Source organism: Candidatus Eisenbacteria bacterium (assembly GCA_026388185.1).
In the GTDB taxonomy this organism is placed as follows: Bacteria; Eisenbacteria; RBG-16-71-46; order JAFGJU01; family JAFGJU01; genus JAPLKG01.
The window spans coordinates 199,695-217,093 of the sequence record JAPLKG010000011.1; the positions used below are offsets into that span (position 1 = coordinate 199,695).

At 56.3% G+C, this 17,399-nt stretch carries 14 protein-coding genes and 1 tRNA gene; 12 read left to right on the forward strand and 3 right to left on the reverse strand.

Annotated features, from left to right (window positions below):
* Entirely contained in the window at nt 1-1,356 is a 1,356-nt protein-coding gene (locus NTX17_06525; protein ID MCX5801026.1) for a replication-associated recombination protein A, read from the forward strand.
* Between the two features lie 28 nt (nt 1,357-1,384).
* Here the strand turns inward: NTX17_06525 and NTX17_06530 are convergent, their stop codons facing one another.
* Complete coding sequence (locus NTX17_06530; GenBank protein ID MCX5801027.1) at nt 1,385-2,308, reverse strand: radical SAM protein; 924 nt, start codon at nt 2,306-2,308, stop codon at nt 1,385-1,387.
* A gap of 97 nt (nt 2,309-2,405) precedes the next feature.
* On the opposite strand from NTX17_06530, the gene dnaE reads away from it, so the two are divergent.
* The 3 genes from dnaE to NTX17_06545 all read left to right on the forward strand — a co-directional run bounded on the left by dnaE (nt 2,406) and on the right by NTX17_06545 (nt 7,821).
* On the forward strand, nt 2,406-6,020 hold the full coding sequence (dnaE, locus tag NTX17_06535) for a DNA polymerase III subunit alpha (protein MCX5801028.1): 3,615 nt from the start codon (nt 2,406-2,408) through the stop codon (nt 6,018-6,020).
* A 138-nt stretch (nt 6,021-6,158) separates the two neighbouring features.
* Nucleotides 6,159-6,231: transfer RNA gene (locus tag NTX17_06540), tRNA-Glu, on the forward strand.
* 225 nt (nt 6,232-6,456) lie between these two features.
* On the forward strand, nt 6,457-7,821 hold the full coding sequence (locus NTX17_06545) for a tetratricopeptide repeat protein (protein ID MCX5801029.1): 1,365 nt from the start codon (nt 6,457-6,459) through the stop codon (nt 7,819-7,821).
* An 18-nt stretch (nt 7,822-7,839) separates the two neighbouring features.
* Here the strand turns inward: NTX17_06545 and NTX17_06550 are convergent, their stop codons facing one another.
* On the reverse strand, nt 7,840-8,985 hold the full coding sequence (locus tag NTX17_06550) for an ATP-binding protein (protein ID MCX5801030.1): 1,146 nt from the start codon (nt 8,983-8,985) through the stop codon (nt 7,840-7,842).
* Nucleotides 8,986-9,540: 555 nt separating this feature from the next.
* Between NTX17_06550 and NTX17_06555 the strand changes: the two genes are divergently transcribed.
* The 3 genes from NTX17_06555 (at nt 9,541) to NTX17_06565 (ending at nt 12,541) form a co-directional block, all read left to right on the forward strand.
* A complete protein-coding gene (locus tag NTX17_06555) occupies nt 9,541-11,778 on the forward strand; it encodes a protein kinase (protein ID MCX5801031.1) in 2,238 nt (745 codons plus the stop codon).
* 92 nt (nt 11,779-11,870) lie between these two features.
* Nucleotides 11,871-12,212, forward strand: a complete 342-nt coding sequence (locus tag NTX17_06560; GenBank protein ID MCX5801032.1) for a DUF5674 family protein — start codon at nt 11,871-11,873, stop codon at nt 12,210-12,212.
* Nucleotides 12,209-12,541: a hypothetical protein gene (locus NTX17_06565; protein ID MCX5801033.1), complete on the forward strand. Its 333-nt coding sequence runs from the start codon at nt 12,209-12,211 to the stop codon at nt 12,539-12,541. The genes NTX17_06560 and NTX17_06565 overlap by 4 nt, the downstream gene beginning before the upstream one ends.
* 62 nt (nt 12,542-12,603) lie before the next feature.
* Here NTX17_06565 and NTX17_06570 read toward each other — a convergent pair whose 3' ends face one another.
* A complete protein-coding gene (locus NTX17_06570; GenBank protein ID MCX5801034.1) occupies nt 12,604-13,335 on the reverse strand; it encodes a DUF4197 domain-containing protein in 732 nt (243 codons plus the stop codon).
* A gap of 414 nt (nt 13,336-13,749) precedes the next feature.
* On the opposite strand from NTX17_06570, the gene NTX17_06575 reads away from it, so the two are divergent.
* The 5 genes from NTX17_06575 (at nt 13,750) to NTX17_06595 (ending at nt 17,238) form a co-directional block, all read left to right on the forward strand.
* Nucleotides 13,750-14,415, forward strand: a complete 666-nt coding sequence (locus tag NTX17_06575) for a porin family protein (GenBank protein ID MCX5801035.1) — start codon at nt 13,750-13,752, stop codon at nt 14,413-14,415.
* Between the two features lie 141 nt (nt 14,416-14,556).
* Nucleotides 14,557-14,703, forward strand: a complete 147-nt coding sequence (locus NTX17_06580) for a lmo0937 family membrane protein (protein ID MCX5801036.1) — start codon at nt 14,557-14,559, stop codon at nt 14,701-14,703.
* Nucleotides 14,704-14,735: 32 nt separating this feature from the next.
* Nucleotides 14,736-15,278, forward strand: a complete 543-nt coding sequence (locus NTX17_06585) for an outer membrane beta-barrel protein (GenBank protein MCX5801037.1) — start codon at nt 14,736-14,738, stop codon at nt 15,276-15,278.
* Nucleotides 15,279-15,421: 143 nt separating this feature from the next.
* A complete protein-coding gene (locus tag NTX17_06590; protein MCX5801038.1) occupies nt 15,422-16,582 on the forward strand; it encodes a DUF748 domain-containing protein in 1,161 nt (386 codons plus the stop codon).
* A gap of 209 nt (nt 16,583-16,791) precedes the next feature.
* A complete protein-coding gene (locus NTX17_06595) occupies nt 16,792-17,238 on the forward strand; it encodes a hypothetical protein (GenBank protein MCX5801039.1) in 447 nt (148 codons plus the stop codon).
* The last annotated feature ends 161 nt before the right edge of the window (nt 17,239-17,399 follow it).

The window sequence follows — 17,399 nt, forward strand, 5'->3', positions numbered from 1 at the left end:
ATGGAGCTTTTTTCTTCCGAAACGACCCCGCCGAAGCAGGCCGGCGCGCCTCTCGCCGACAGGATGAGGCCTCGCTCCCTGGAGGAATTCGTCGGTCAGGAGCACATAGTCGGGCCCGGCAAGGTGCTCAGGAAGGCCATCGAGAATGACGAAATCCAGTCGGTCATATTCTGGGGGCCTCCGGGGACCGGCAAGACGACGCTCGCCCGCATCATAGCCAACATGACCGATTCTCACTTCGCGGCATTCAGCGCGGTGACTTCCGGTGTGAAGGAGATTCGGGAGGTCATTGCAAGGTCCACTGTGGAGAGAAAGCGCTCGGGACGAAGGACGATTCTTTTCGTTGACGAGATCCACAGGTTCAACAAGGCTCAACAGGACGCTTTTCTTCCTCACGTGGAAAACGGGACCATCGTGTTGATAGGCGCAACGACTGAGAATCCGTCTTTCGAGGTCATCTCGGCGCTTCTTTCTCGCTCGAAAGTGTTTGTCCTCCGTCCGCTCAGTACTCCGGAGCTCGAACTTGTGCTCGAGAGGGCGACGATTGACCAAGAGCGAGGGCTTGCCTCCTTCTTCCCGGTCGTGGAACGAGACGCAATCAGTTTTCTTGCAGGCACCGCAAACGGAGACGCAAGAGTTGCCTTGAACGCCCTTGAGCTGGCCGTTCTGACCACCGCACCGGATGCGGGGGGACGGCGCACGATCACGCTGGCCGCGGCCCAGGACGCCATGCAGAAACGGTCCCTTCTTTATGACAAGGAAGGGGAGGAGCACTACAACATCATCTCGGCGCTTCACAAGAGCATGAGAGGCGGCGACCCCGACGCGTCCCTCTATTGGCTCGCCCGGATGCTCGAAGCGGGAGAAGACCCTCTGTACGTCGCGCGTCGTCTGGTGCGTTTCGCCTCCGAGGACGTGGGGAACGCCGATCCCCAAGCCCTGCTCGTGGCCGTCGCGGCCAAAGAGGCCGTTCATTTCATCGGAATGCCGGAGGGCAATACTGCTCTGGCCCAGACGGTCATCTACCTGGCAACGGCCCCGAAGAGTAACGCCGTCTACGAAGCGTATCAGAAAGTCCAGAAAGACGTAGCGGAAGGCGAGAATCCCCCCGTTCCTCTGCAAATACGGAATGCTCCGACCGGACTCATGAAAGAGCTCGGATACGGCAAGGATTACAAGTACCCTCACGATTCTCCCGACAAGGTGGTGGACCAAGAGTACTTCCCGGAGGCTCTGACGGGCAGGCAATACTATCGTCCAGGCGACACGGGCTTCGAGTCTGTGATAAAGGAGAGGATGGAAGAGTGGAGGGAGAAGAGGCAGGCCTTGCGTCGCAGTCCCGGGAAGCCTGAGTGAGGGCGCGGGTAGGGTCCGCATTGCGGCGCTAGACCAGCCGCTGAGCCCAGCCTTCAGTCAATCCCAGTTCGTGCATCTTCTTCAACGCCTTTGCATATTCGTCTCGCGTGATCTTCCTGTCAAGCGGGGGGTGAAGGCCGGCCTTGTGCGCCGGAAAATACTGAGCCATCAGGCTAATGAAACTGCCGCGGGAAATCTCCTCCGCAATGAACTCCAGCGTCTCTTCGGTGCCGCTTATCGAGCCGGGAAGAACGAGAAGCCTGATGACTATCCCCCTGACGGCAACCCCGTTGTCGTCAATCTGCAGGTCCCCAACCTGTCTGTGCATTTCCTTGACGGCCTCTCGGTTGTGGGTCGCATAGCCGGGAGCATTCGAGTACTTGAGAGCCATCTCGTCGCTGGCGTATCTCATGTCCGGCATGTAGACGTCGACGATCCCGTCGAGTAGCCTCAAGACCTCGACCAGCTCATACCCGCTCGTGTTGTATACGACGGGGAGCCGGAGTCCTTGTTCGGCAGCCACCGCCAACGCGGACAGTATCTGCGGCATGTAGTGGGTGGGGGTCACGAAGTTGATGTTATGACATCCCCGTTCCTGGAGAGAGAGCATCATCCTCGCAAGCTCGCGTTCGGAGGCTTCGTTTCCGTGACCCAGCTGGCTTATGGGATAGTTCTGGCAGTAGATGCACTCGAGATCGCAGTTGGTGAGGAAGATCGCGCCGGAGCCTCTCTGGCCCGAGATGGGGGGTTCCTCGCCGTGGTGATCGTTGTGGCTCGAGACCATCACGGTCCGGGTCGCACGGCACTTCCCGATCACGTCCCGTGTTCTGTCGACACCGCACCTCCTGGGGCAAAGGGCGCACTTCCGCAGGATCTCCATCGCATCCCGGGCGCGAGCTTTTAGGCTTCCACCCTCAAGCAGGTTAAGGTAAGATGGGTAAACAAGCGGCAAAAGAGCCACCTCCTCAAGCAAAGCATTATACCAGCGGGAGGCAGGTTAGTCCAACGCGGGTCCGGCCCGCTGCAGAAACCGTATCCAAGGGACACAATTGAGCGCGGAACAGAAACTCGCACACCAGGACTTCGTGCACTTACACCTCCACACGGAATACAGCCTTCTTGACAGCATGTGCCGCATCGAGCCCCTGATGGAGTCTGTAGTGCAGAAGGGCATGCGTGCCGTCGCGATGACGGACCACATGTCTCTGTTCGGTGTTGTTCCTTTTGTCAAGGAAGCGCGGGCCAGAGGAATCAAGCCCATCATAGGCTGTGAGTTGAACGTCGAAGGCCTCATGGCGAGCGGGAAGTCGCCCAGGAAGGATTCGTTCCACCTGGTCTTACTTGCTGAAAATAAAGAGGGATACAGGAATCTATTAAAGTTACTTACGAAGGCGCTCACGAGGGACGACGATCTCAAGGGGCGCGTCACACCGCAGGAGATTTCACATCGCAAGAAGGGGCTGATTGCCCTGAGCGGGTGCCCGCGTTGCGAGATCGCGTGCGCGTTCCTGCGTCAGGGGCCAAGAGCCGCTTCTCGTCTCATATCCCAATACGGCGAGCTTTTCGGCGCGGGCAATTGGTTTCTGGAAATCGCGAGGCACGGCATTCCCGAGGAGGACAGTCTCAACGACTTTCTGGCGGCACAGTCTGCATCGCAAGGCATGCCGCTGGTTGCCGCGAACGACGTTCACTATCTGGGGCCGGAGGATGCCGAGGCTCACGACACTCTGCTCGCCATACAGGCCGCAACTCATTTGGACAACCCATCGCTAATTCGTCTGGGCCCGCACGAATTCTACTTGAAAAGTCCCGGGGAAATGCGGGAGCTTTTCAAGGACGTGCCCGAGGCGCTGAGCCTCACGCGCGAACTGGCAGAGAGGTGCGACCTGGACATCGGCCTCGGTGGCGTTCATCTCCCCGGAATCAAAGTCTCACCTGGTCACACAGTCAGAAGCTACTTGCGAGCCAAGTGCGAAGAAGGGCTTGCGCGTCGCTTCACGGCCGAGACGCTTTCTCCAGCGAGAGCGCGCCTGGAAAGAGAGCTCACCGTCGTTTCGGACAAGGGACTCTCGGGCTACTTCCTCGTGGTGTGGGACATGGTGCGCTTCGCCCGCTCGCAGGGTATTCCGGTCGGACCCGGTAGAGGCTCTTCAGTCGGGAGCCTCATCTCGTATTGTCTTGGCATAACCGACGTGGACCCGATCAAGTTCAACCTGGTTTTCGAGCGGTTTCTCACGCACGCGCGCCAGGGGCTACCCGACATCGACGTGGACATAAGTCACAAAGACCGGGACAGGGTGGTGGAGTACGTGACGAGGAAATACGGTCACGACCACGTGGCTCACATCGCCACGCTAGATACGATGGCGGCCAGGAGCGCAATACGGGACGCCGGAAGAGCCCTCGCAGTCCAAGAGGAACTGGTCGACCGCGTTGCGAGCGCAATCCCGGGCGCGATGTCCATGACGATCGACCTCGCTTTGAGGGAGTCGGTTTCCTTTGCGAAGATGTACACGGGCGACGAGAGAGTCAAAGTTCTTGTTGATCGCGCCAGGCAAATCGAGGGACTTCCGCGCCATCCGTCGGTCCACGCGGCAGGCATTCTCATCACGGATGCGCCCCTCACCGACTACGTTGCCCTGCAGAAGCTTCCCAGCGGAGAAGTGATTGCTCAAGTGACAAAGGATCCCGTCGACGAGCTGGGTCTTCTCAAGATCGACCTCCTCGGCCTCAGATTCCTGACCGCGCTGTACGAGGCGGTGGCACTCGTGAGAAGGCACAGAGGGACAGAGCTCGAAGTCTCTTCGATCCCTCTCGACGACAAAGCGACGTACTCGCTCCTTGCCGAAGGAAAGACTCTGGGCGTGTTCCAGTTGGAAAGCACGGGCATTCAAGACCTTCTGAAGCGGCTCAAGCCGGACAGGTATGAGGACATAGTAGCCGCCCTCTCGCTCTACAGGCCCGGTCCGATCGGAGGTGGCCTCGTAGACAAGTACATCGCGAGGAGGCACGGCCGTGAGCCCGTGAGTTACCCTCATGCGATGCTGGAGGCCGTCCTCAGCGAAACCTTCGGCGTGATTCTTTACCAGGAACAGGTGATGGAAGTGGCGAAGGTCATCTCGGGCTTCTCGATGGAAGAGGCAGACGGGCTGCGCGGCGCGGTCTCGCGGCGCAGCCCGGCAGAGCTTGTCTCGATGAGGCAGAGGTTTGTGACTGGGGCCATGGACAAGGGGGTGGAAAGCGAAGACGCGGACCGAATTTTCAATCTTCTCCTCCACTTCGGCGGCTACGGTTTCAACAAGTCGCACAGCGTGGCGTACGCCCTGACCACTTACCGCTGCGCTTTCATGATGACGCACTTTCCGATGGAATACGTTACGGCTCTACTCAACAGCAACTTGGGTTTCGTGGATCGTATGAGAAACTACATGGCCGTGGCCAGAGAGAGAAATGTGAGTTTTCTTCTCTGTGACGTGAACGAAAGTGAAGTCGAATTTACCGTCGAAGGCGACGCCATCAGGGCCGGTCTCGCCATCGTCAAGCACGTCGGTGAGACGGGCGCGAGAGCAATCGTTTCCGTGAGGAAAGGCTCCGGGAATTTCGACTCGTTGACCGATTTCTCTTCAAGAATGCACGGGAAGATCAACAGGCAGGGCATCGAGAGTCTGGTGCGGGCTGGAGCCTTCGATTTCACCGGTCTCGAGCGGTTGCAGATGCTTGCCGTGTTGGGTCAGATCGTCAGGGCCGTGAGTGAAGGGACGACGACCCAGAGGGCTGAAGTTGAGGGGGGTGCTCCGACGGAGGCAGGCGAGACCTCGTCGCCAATTGTCGAGGGTGAAGAACAGGTCGAACTCGGTCTCAAGGAAACGAAAAGAGCGGGCGAGTGCGTTTCCATCCCGGAGATGTCCGAGTCTTCAAAGGCGGAGCTACGTGCCATGGAGCGTGACGCCACAGATTTGTTCATCATCCAGCATCCTTTGCACGAGAGAGAAACTTTGCTGAAGCAGATGGGCATAATGACGGTCAACGAGGCTCTGGAGGCCGCCGACAAGGAACGTGTCTCCGTGGCAGGCTTCATGGTGGAGTACAGAAGAGTCAGGACGAAGCAGTCACGCCTCATGGCCTTTCTCACTCTCCGTGATGAAACCGGCTCGATGGAAGTCGTGGTCTTCCCGTCGGTCTTTGCCAGGGCAGGAAGGGCCACTGAAAATGCGAAAGGGGCATCACTCTCCATGAACTGGGCAAGGGACGAAGCGCTCGTAGTGAGTGGAACGATCGAGAAGAAGGAGAGCACGAAGATATTCTGCCAGGCGCTCGAGCCCCTGGAAGCGGCTCGCGAGCGATTCTATTCAGGCGGCGTGCTGGAGCTGAGACTTCCCGATGGCTTCAAGAACTATTCGAAACTCAAGAATGTGATTCTCTCCTGGCCCGGTAGCTCGGACGTGAGAGTGGGGTGGAGACAGACTGAGTTGAGCTTTGGCGGGGACGAGGAGGCGTCTGCCGACGGGGCGCGTGAGGAAGCGGGCATTGAGATCGACTCCTTGAGGAAGCTCAAGGTGCACATCGGCGAGGAATCGGTTGCCGAGGTCGAAGCGGTCGTGGGAAAGGGGAACGTCGCTGTCGTGACCAAGCGGGGTGGTGGTGCCTGGCGCTCGGCGCCGTAGGCCCGGGCGTAGCGGCCCCGGTCTCGGCGGTGTGACCGAGCGGGCTTGGGGTGCGTAGCGCCGACGGGTGAAGGTTGACAGGCGCGGTGCGATTCTGCTAGATTGACGGAGGCTTCGGCGACGAAGCCTTTCTTCTGCGTCCCCATCGTCTAATCGGTTAGGACACCGCTCTTTCAAGGCGGCAACAGGGGTTCAAATCCCCTTGGGGACGTTACCCTCCCTTCTCTCCGCGCAATACTGCTTGACCGGTACATCCACTAGTCCTACACTCAGGCCGATCTTCATATCTGTGTGACAGTTTCCCCCTTTTCACTATTGGGTTCCGTTGCAGAGGACACCTCGTGATTGGTAAGACGATCTCCCACTACCGCATCCTTATGAGGCCGAACGCGAGGTATTTCACCTCGGAACCAAACGGGCTTCGCCGTCGATTGCCGTGCTGCCATTCGTCAACATGAGCCCCGATCCGGAGAATGAGTATTTCAGCGACGGGCTATCGGAAGAGCTCATCAATGCATTGAGCAAGCTCGAGAGCCTGCATGTGACCGCCCGCACATCCGCCTTCCGATTTCGGGGGAAGGATCTTGATATTCGCGAAATCGGCCGCCTTCTGAATGTTGCAACCGTTCTCGAAGGAAGCGTTCGCAAGGCGGGCAATCGAATACGGATCACCGCGCAGCTGATCAACGTCGCCGACGGCTATCACATCTGGTCCGAGAAATATGACCGTGAATTGGACAATGTATTTACTGTCCAGGACGAGATTTCCCTGGCGATTGTGGACAAGCTGAAGGTCAAGCTTTTGGGAGAAGAAAAGCAAAAACTCGTGAAGCGTTACACGGATAGCCTGGAAGCGTATGACCTCTACCTACAAGGCCGATTCCACATGCACCACAAGCTCACCGAAGAGAGCATCAAGAAGAGTCTCGATTGCTTTTGCGAGGCAATCCAAGAAGATCAAAGATATGCTCTGGCCTATTTCGGAATGGCCGAAGCCTATGTTGCACTTGCAAATTTAGGGTTTGCTCCTTCGAGAGAAAGCATCCCCAGGGCTAAAACAGAAGCTTTGAAGGCGCTTGACCTGGATGGCGAGCTTGCCGAAGCGCACGCAATCTTGGGATTTATCTCTTTGAGCTACGATTGGGACTGGCCCGCCGCTGAAAGGCGATTCAAGCGAGCCATCGAGCTCAACCAGAATTGTGCCGAAGCGCACTATCCCTATGCCAACTACCTCTCTGCTTTGGGCCGTCCGGAGGAAGCCGTGGTGGAGGCGAAGCGCGCTCTCAATCTCGATCCCCTTTCCGGCATCACCAATGCAAACATGGCGTATGTACTGTACGCCGCACGGCGGTATGACGAAGCGATCGAACATTGCAAGAAGGCTCTGCAGATAGAGCCGGATTCCTTGTACCCGCATTTCCACCTGTGGCGCACCTTCACAGAGAAGAAAATGTATGAAGAAGCCCTGGATGAGTGCCGGAAGGCGTTCGCCTTTCTTGGGTACGATGTAGTCCCGCAAGCCGTGGAACGATCCCTTCAAGAACCGGGTTACCGGGAAGCGATGGGAGCGGCCGCGCAGCTGGTCATAGAGCAATCGAAGACGAGGTACCTTTGGCCTCCCCTCATGATTCCCCTGTATGCGTACGCGCAGATGGATGACGACATGTTTCGCTGGCTGGAAAAAAGCTGCGAGGAGCGCGATTTGGCGGCCTTTGTCTATGGGACGGATCCGATGCTCGACAGGGTGCGATCGGACGCGCGACTCATTGCGCTATTGAGGAAGATGGGCCTGCAAAAATGATCGGGTCGGCCTGCCTGCTCATTTTTCGCCTGACAGCAATTGCGGCAGATTCTTGAGCATTTGCTGAGCCGGCACAATTTCAATCTTATCTTCGTGCATTCGTCGGCTTCCCATATACGCAAAATGAGCGCTTGCCATCGGATAATCACTCAGGAAGGACTTCAGCCCGCCGAGCATGGCCGGAGTCGCTCTCGTCGTTCTCTTGATCTCGAATGCAAGTAATCCCCTCGGCCCATACAGAACAAAGTCCACCTCGCGACCGTTTGAGGTACGCCAATAATGAACCCGGTAGCCGAGATCGAGGGCGCTATTGAGCGCCATGATCTCCTGTAGAAAAAGCGTTTCAAGCGCGATTCCCTCAACCTCTTCGGGAGAATCCAGCGGCCCCACGGGTCTCAAGGTCCTGAAGATGCCGGCATCGAAGAAATAGAACTTGGGATGGATGGCGAGGCGCCTCTTCGCTCTCCTCGAGAAAACGGGTATTCGATATGCAATCATGAGATCTTCAATGACCGAGAAATAGCTTTCAACGGTCTTTCTCTCGACGTGACATTCACGCGCAACTGAGGAGATATTCAACACGGATCCTTGAGAAAAACTCGCCGCTTCAAGAAACCGGGCAAATGCCGAGAGATTCCTCGTCAGACCTTCCTGCCGGATCTCCTCTTCGAGGTATGTCTTCACATACGCCTCGAGATATTTCTTGGGGTCTGCTTCCCCGTATGCCGCGGGCAATTGACCGTATCTGAGAGAATGCTCGAGACTGAAATCGCCGCCCAGCTCCGCCACGGTCAGGGGATGCATGGAGAACGTCAATGCTCTGCCGGCGAGGAGGTTTGGACCCTTTCCTCTCAGCTTGCGCGCACTCGAGCCTGTCAGGACAAAATGATATTTCTTGGATTCGATAAGCCGATGAACCTCATGCAGAAGATCGGGCACCCGCTGGACCTCGTCGATGACGATCCAACCCCGGAAGCCACGAGGAATGAAGTTGTCGAGGCGCTGCGGATTTGCCGTCAGATCATTGAAGAGCTCCGCTTCCAATAGATCAATATAGATCGAATCGGGGAAAGCGGATCTCACCCAGGTGGTTTTTCCGGTCCCCCGCGGACCGAACAGAAAGAAGCTTTTTCGAGCCGGCGGTTTGATCAATCTGGAATACATAACTCCATTTTGCATGGAAATATGGAATTGTCAAGACAATACTGAATGCGATTGTGTACGGTATTGTGGGGAAATTGGGTGGCTGGAGGGAAAAGAACTGGGTGTATCCTTCGCAAACGTAGGAAAGGAGGGATACACCCATGGGAGAACTTGCATTCTCACCACAGACAAACGTAGGACGGAGGCTCAGCGGCGTCAAGGAGTCTTCGCATCAGGGTTTCTATGATGAAAGCTGCTCTGGTCTGTAATTGTGTTTACAGTTGGCCTTCCGGTTAGGCCCGCCGTCTAGCTTACCATCACCTCCGTTTCTTCCGAAGGATTTTCAAAGACGAACTTCTGGTACAGGGCTAGCCCGTCCACAAACGTCTCCATCGGCCTGCGCCCCTGACGCCGTCATGGCCCAGGTTCGATAATCGTCCCTTAGGGCACGTTACCTTTTTTTCACTGAGCTTCCCCCGCCGCAAAACTCCTTGACCCTCATGATGTCTCGTTCTACATTCAGGCTGGTGTTCAGACTACTGTGCGAATCGATATGTTCTACCGAGGGACCGCCAAATGATCGGCAAGACCATCTCCCATTACCGCATCCTCGAGAAGCTCGGTGAAGGCGGTATGGGTGTCGTCTACAAGGCAGAGGACACGAAGCTCAAGCGCAGGGTTGCCCTCAAGTTCCTGCCGTCCGAATTGACTCCTGATGCCGAGGCTAAGGAGCGCTTCATTCAAGAGGCACAAGCTGCATCTGCGCTGGACCATTCGAACATTTGCAACGTTCATGAAATAGGCGAGACGGACGAGGGGCAACTCTTTATCGCTATGGCATGCTACGAGGGAGAGACGCTCAAGAAGAAGATTGAGCGCGGACCGCTCAAGGTCGATGAAACAGTTGGTATTGCTGTTCAGGTTGCGCAGGGGTTGGCGAAGGCGCACGAGCATGGCATTGTGCACCGCGACATTAAGCCTGCGAACGTCATCCTCACGAAAGATGGAGTCGCAAAGATTCTCGACTTCGGGCTGGCCAAGCTGGCAGGGCCGGCAAAGCTCACAAAGACAGGCTCCACAGCGGGGACTGCGGCGTACATGTCGCCTGAACAGGCCCGCGGAGACTCCGTTGATTCTCGGACAGACATCTGGTCACTCGGTGTTCTCATCTATGAAATGCTTACCGGGCAGCTACCTTTCAGAAGTCAATACGAGCAGGCGATGGTGTACGCGATCTTGAATGAGGAGCCGCTTCCTGCGTCGAGTCCTCGAGGCAACGTCCCTTTCCAGTTGGAACAGCTTGTCAAGAAAGCCATGGCCAAGAATCGGGACCAGCGTTACAAGGGCGCGAGTGAGATTCTCAACGAGCTGAGAGGGATAGCGGAGAAGCTAAGACTTGCGGAATCTGGAGAGGGTGGTGAGGCCAGACACCTTGGCCCTTCGATCGCTGTCCTGCCCTTCAGGGACATGAGTCCACAAGGCGATCAAGACTATTTTTGTGAGGGAATGGCTGAAGAGCTCATCAATGGACTCGCACAAGTTGAGGGACTGCGGGTAGTAGCTCGGACGTCCGCGTTTCAGTTCAAAGGCAAGAACTTGGACGTCCGCAAGATCGGTGAACAACTGGACGTGGGCACCGTCCTTGAAGGAAGCGTTCGAAAAGCAGGGAATCGTGTGCGAGTCACCGCACAGCTTGTAAGTGTCACTGATGGGTACCATCTTTGGTCCGAGAAATACGATCGTGAGATGGAAGACGTCTTTTCCATACAGGACGAAATATCCCTGGCGATTGTGGAGAAACTGAAGGTGAGACTCCTTGGAGAAGAGAAGGACAGGCTACTGAAGCGTTACACAAAGAACCTTGATGCATACAATTTGTACTTACAAGGCCGCTGGATGTGGAACAGAAGGACGGAGGAGGGACTCAAGAAGGCGATTGGGTACTTCAGGCAGGCGATTGAGAAAGACCCAAACTATGCTCTGGCATATGCTGGGTTGGCTTCGACATATGTCGTCCTTCCAGAGCATGCCGTAATCCCGCCGAAGGAGATGATATCGGAGGCAGAAGGTGCGGCAAGAAAAGCCTTAGAGCTTGATCCCACACTCGGGGAAGCTCACGCTGTTTTAGGGATGATTAAGAGCGAGGTTGAGTGGGATTGGGCAGGTGCAGAGCGTGAGTTTAAGCGAGCAATTGAACTCGATCCCAGCAACCCAACAGCCGGTCATTGGCACTCCCATCTGTTACGCCACCGCGGCAGGTTAGATGAAGCCCTCGCGGAGATCAAACGAGCGCAGGAGCTTGATCCACTCTCGCTTGTCATCAGCTCGAATGTGGGAGAAGTTCTGTACTACCTGCGGCAATATGACGAAGCGATCGCTCAATACAAGAAGACACTCGAGCTCGACCCAAACTTTGCCGTTGCTCATTCCTGTCTGGGTTCCGTATATGCAGCGCAAGGTAGATTCGACGAAGCTATTGCAGAGTCTCAGAAGGCAAGAGCACTTCTTGGAAGTAGTCCTTTTGGACTATCTGAGCTTGGATACGCTTATGCACGAAGCGGAAATAAGGGTGAGGCTGCAAGAATACTCAATGAATTGCTTGGGCTCTCGAAGCAAGCGTATTCAGTGTCTTCGGGTATTGCCCTTGTCTATTGTGGACTTGGGGATAAGGACAAAGCATTTGAATGGCTTGAAAAAGCTTATCAGAAACGGGAGGGCGGATTCCTCTATTTGAAAATGGACCCCGCTTGGGACGGCCTTCGTTCGGACGCGAGATTTTCTGAACTGCTCAAGAAGATGGGGTTGGAGGGCTGAGGATTCGCTTATAATCTGCGGAGGTGTTTCCACTCTGAACAGGAGGCCTTAACTCTGGGCGGGGTTTCAATTGCGCACAGGGAGTGCTTATCGTGAAGATAGTCAGCGAGCAATTAGAAAGGGACGAGCTAGGGCGCATGGCCTCGGGCATGTTTGGCAACATGGTGAAGGCCGTCGTTGACGTGGATAGAGAGCTTCTCGCAGTTGATGCAGAGCTTCATGCCGATCTGGAGTCCTTGCTCATCGAGCATGGGTCGAGGCAACGGAGTCTGTGGGGAATCAATCTGTATCCGGAGATGGAAGGCGATGATTTCGTCGAATTTGATTCCCTCATTAATGTGCGCCCCTCTCAAGGAAATAGAAGTCGATGCGTTGAGAGCGCGCAGACGCGCGAGAGAATAATGCGTGTCATCGCGAAGAGGATTCGGCTATGAGCTGTCAGCACAAGGATCTCGCGGCCGGGCGCTGGAAGGAGCTATCGTCCCTGGAGCGAATGGCGAACATCGGTGGGGAGGTGGAACGCGCCCTCTCATGGCGAGCGAAGAACAACGCCGAATACAGCTCCCTCGCATTCGAGCGCGCCCTCGAATTGATCGATCTCTCTCTAGAATGTTCCGACACTCCCTCGCATCTGAGAGAAATCTCTCGCATGAGGGAAACTCTAGTTGATTACTTCCATGGAGCGAATGAGTTCGGATCTACCGAAGCGTCATGGAAGAAGTACTTTTTCTATTTCGCATACGCAGCTCGCAGAAAGTTGTAGAGATCCTGCGCAGGCTTGGTCTCGACGCACTCCCCTGAGGGCGATGTGTGCCTCGGAAGATCTTAGCTTCCGAAGACCTTACGCAACAGATCGGTTGTCCGGGCCAAGGGATCTTGTCTGATCTTCTGCTCTTCCGTTGCCAGAACTGTGAACAGCCCAGTCAGAGCCTCGTCGGTCACGTATTCGTCGAGATCGACCAGACGCGGCGTTCCTGCCAGGGGAAGGCTGTTGTAGGCGTCCGCAATTCGGCTGTAGACACGCGAGAGTCCAACCTCTTCGATCTTCTGCTGGATGATGGGGTGGAAGCGCGTGCGCAGAGCGGCATAGGTCCGATCGTGGAAATACTCGGTGGCCGCGTTGTCGCCTCCATTGAGGATTCCAAACGCGTCCGAGACAGTCATGCCTGTGATAGCATTCCAAAAAATGTCTCGGGCCTCTCCGGCCGCGAGCTCGGCAGCCCGGTTCATTCCGACCTCCAACTCATCGACCAGGCTACCCAGTCCCGCTGTGCGCAGGGCCAAGGTCACGGACTGCATCTGCGTCGGAATGGCAATCCGTATCAGTGCATTCCCAAGGTATCCATCCACCTTAGACGTAGACAGCACGGTGTTCTGCGTTCCGATCCGCAGCGCCTCCTTGATGCCCGCGATGACAGTGGATTCATCAAGCGTTCCGCTACCGCTTGAATCCCCCTTCAGAATATCGGTCACGCTCCCCTGTAGCGTCACGCAGCCAGAAACCGCAACCAACAACACCAGACATAGCAACAGATTGATACGCGTCACGAGGTTCATCAACGTCTCTCCTTTCAGGTTCCCAGCATGGTCGTCAGGATTATCATGGCGATGTCGTTCGGCGACGCGCCGTCCGTTCCATCAACATCGTCAAGTCGGATCTCGGGAAGCGCATCGTGCGCTTCTCAAGTCCGAGGGCGGTTGCAGTATAATCTATCGTGCATGGACACCACAAGCCGTTGGTAGCCGCCGCGAGGGGCGCCTCAACGCACTCTAGCATCCCCACTTGAATTAGATCGATCGCCGTTGTAGTATCAAGGCCACGTCCGATCACTCAAGTCAGCAGCTCATCCGTGTGTCTGGACCCAAGAGCATGCCCTCAGAAGATGAAGCGCGCTTTCGGGCAGCATCATCTGAAGAGACCCGCCGGCTGAGCGAGAGACCAATCACAAGGTTTGAAGGAGGGAGCGAATCATGAAGATGCTTGAAAAACTGATTGTCGTGGTCGTACTCCTGGCAGGGACCGCTGCAGCTTCGGCCGCGGGTGAAGTGTCCGTCGGAGTAAAAGGAGGCGTCATCACCTCCAATGTCACCGGCATCCCCGAACAGTGGGGCGATGCGCAGGATTATAGAATCAGTTTCACCGGAGGAGTCTTTCTGAACTACGCCTTCGACGACGCCTTGAGCCTCCAGCCCGAGTTGCTCTACACACCGAAGGGCTTCAAGGGCAACCTCTATGACGGATTCATTGACGTGGACGCGACGCCGATGATCGATTTCCTGGAGCTGCCGGTGCTGGTGAAGTACACGTTTCCCGGCGCGAGACTTCGCCCCTGCATTTTCGCGGGTCCGAGCTTGGGTTTCGTGGTGGATTCAAATCTGAAGATCTCTGCAGGATGGCTGGCGACGAACATTGACATCTCCAGGTTCACGAACGATACTGATTTTGGTATTGTCGCGGGCGCGGGATTGGACTATGAAACGAGCTATGGGGTACTCACCTTCGATGCCCGCTACCAGCGCGGATTTGCGAACATCATCGAGAGCGCCGAGTTCGAAATCAACGGGTCACCACAGACGATAACGGTCGACCAATTCAAGCATTACGGATTTTCCTTCATGATGGGGTATCGGTTCTAGCTGAAACGAAATCGAAATTCCCATTAGGGACAGAATCCTCGAGAACCTCGGCGAAGGCGGCATGGGCGTCGTCTACAAGACCGAGGGTACTGGGCACATGATTAGGATCGTCGTCATGCCATAGAAGGAGGTGAAACAAAGATGCTGTGGACTGTAGGGGTCATTCTGCTGATTCTCTGGCTACTTGGTCTCGTCACCGCACACACATTTGGCGGAGCCGTTCACGTTCTCTTGGTCATCGCGCTCGTGGTGATAGTGATTCGTGTACTTCAAGGTCGACGCATATAGAGACGCGGCGACAACTTGACGGAGGAAATTCTATGGGAAAGAAAACTTTGCTGATATTGGGGTTAATCACGTTGGTGGTTACCCAGGTGAATGCGCAGAGCATAAGTCTGGGCCCGCAGGTGGGCTACTATAAAGTCCAGGATGCCGACGAGGGTAAATTTATGGGTGGAGCAGCCTGTCGGTTGAAATTGACGCCGGTTATTGGTGTCGAGGCGTCCATCAACTACCGTCAGGAAACATATGCGGATGAACTCTTGACGGTCCGTAGCTGGCCGGTGATGGTAACCGGTTTGATTTACCCACTCCCCATTGTGTATGGGGCTATTGGCGCCGGCTGGTACAACACCACTTTCGATTATGACCAGGACAGGCTCCCGTTGTTTGACGACGAGACAACGCAGGCATTTGGCTGGCATTTTGGCGGTGGCGTGGAAGTACCCGTCGGTCCAAGTTTCAAATTGACGGCCGACGTTCGCTACGTCTTCCTGAATTACGATTTTAAGGAAATCCCAGGCAGCGAGGACCTGGATAGTAACTTCACTGTCGTCACAGTCGGGTTCCTGTTCGGTCTGTAGTCAATCACAAAGCTGAGTGGACATGAGAGTCCGCTCAGCTTTGTTCCCACATGTTGCCTGGCCGGACCGGATATTCGGTCCGAATTCTGGCGAACTGTCCGACGCGGCGGCGATCCGATCTGCATAGCTGAACGGAGATCCTGATGGACGTTAGAAAACGAAAGCGGTGGGCGCTGATCGCCCTGCTGGTGCTCGTCGTCCTTATCGTGGGCGGCATCGTAGGGTTTCGCGTGGCTGTCAGTGCCCTGAAGGGCAGGGTGGTGGAAGCCCTGCCGCCGGACAGCGAGATCAAGAGCATTCGGGTGGGCTGGTCCAGCGTTAAGGTGGAGGAACTGCGGATCAAGGGTCCGAGCGGGTGGCCGGCGGTCGACGCGTTGCGGGCAGAGCGTGTGTCCATCGTTCCCAGCCTGCGAAGCATCCTTTCCAGACAGTACCAGATCCGCGCCATCACCATGGTCAAGCCCTATCTTTCAGCACTCCGGACCAAGGACGGGAGATTTCTGGTGGTCCCCGGCCTGCTGGCTAGGGCGGTCGGGGAGGGCCAAGCGGGGACCCTGTCGGCCCCCGGCGCTGCCTTCCCGGGGGTGACCATCGGGCACATCACCCTGCAGGACGCGGTGGTGGAGATCTTCGATGCCACGGTAGCCGAGCCTCCCCTGAAGATCCGGCTGGAGAAGGTCCGGGTCACCGTGCGGAACGTGGTGGCCCCGGGGCGGAAGGGGAAGAGCTGGTTTGAACTCGCAGGTGTGGTGAAAGGCGTCCGGCGGGACGGGCAGGCCGACGTCGCGGGATGGGTCGAGGGCAGCACCAACGACTCCTCTGTGAAGACGCAGCTCCGGTCCGTGGACCTGCTGGTGCTCCAGCCCTACCTCATCAAGGTTGGCGAGATGGGGGTTCAGAAGGGCAGCGTCGACCTCGACCTGCAGTCGGACGTGAGCAATAACCGGCTGAGGGCGCCCGGGAAGATCACGATCTCGGACTTGGAGCTCACCCCAGCCAAGGGCCCGCTCGGCACCTTCATGGGTCTTCCCCGACAGGCCGTAATGGCCTTTCTTATGAAGAATGAAAACAGAATCACGGTGAACTTCGTCCTGGAAGGGAACATCAAGGACCCGCAATTCTCCCTGAACGAGACTTTCACCACGCGGCTGGCGTTCGCGACGGCGCGGGTCCTGGGGCTCGACCTCGGCGGGATGGCCAAGGGCTTGGCTACGCTTGGGCAGAAAGGTGGGGAGGCGACGGGCCAGGCAGCGAAAGGCGCTGGGGGCTGGTTGTGGCACCTCTTCAGGGGCAAAAAGAAGTAAGCCGCCAAGAACGGCGAACCTAATTAATTTCGCCTACGAGCTATTGACTATTGAAATCATCCCTGCTAGTTTTCTTTTCGAATGCCGTCACTGATGCCAGAACGCCGGACAATATCTTGAAAGGAGTGTAGAAGCGTCATTGCGGTGCAGGCAATCAGTAGGTTTCTTTTCAACTCCATTTCTTCTCAGCTTCACGATAAGGAGGAGCCATGTCAGCACGAACAACGTCACGATTGATCGTCATGGCGTTCGTCATGATGTTCGCCCTGGTTCACGTGGGAAATGCGCTGGGACAAGACAATCTTCAAAAGTATTTCAACGACACTGCCTGCAAAGTGAAGGCAACGGCCGACCCATCGCAGAAGCGTGCAATCCTCAACGAGGGACTTCAAAATATGTCCGAGGCGTTGAACAGGGTTGAAAGCTCGCGGCTGATTTCGAAAGACGATCGCGTCGGGATTGATCGCTTCAGGGTCACCCTTGAAGAGAGACAAAATGAGCTCGTGGGTAGTAATGGCTACGATCGTGTGCCCGATGAGCAACTCAATGCGTTCTCTGATTTCGTCGTGCAAGACATGGAGCAGGCCGAGCAGACGATAACCATCAGTGTGGTCGTACTGCTCTTGATCATAATCATTGTGATCCTCATCACGTAGTCTCGGCATAGAGCGATCACTTTGGGCTGCCGGTATGCAAAGTCCGCCCAACCGATTCTTGGCGAGCGTCACGCATGCGTACCCGATGCTCCTAGGGGGCGTCGGCTGTGTGGCGCTCGCGTTGTTTCTGTCTTCGTGCAGCTCCATCCGTCCTGCTCGCC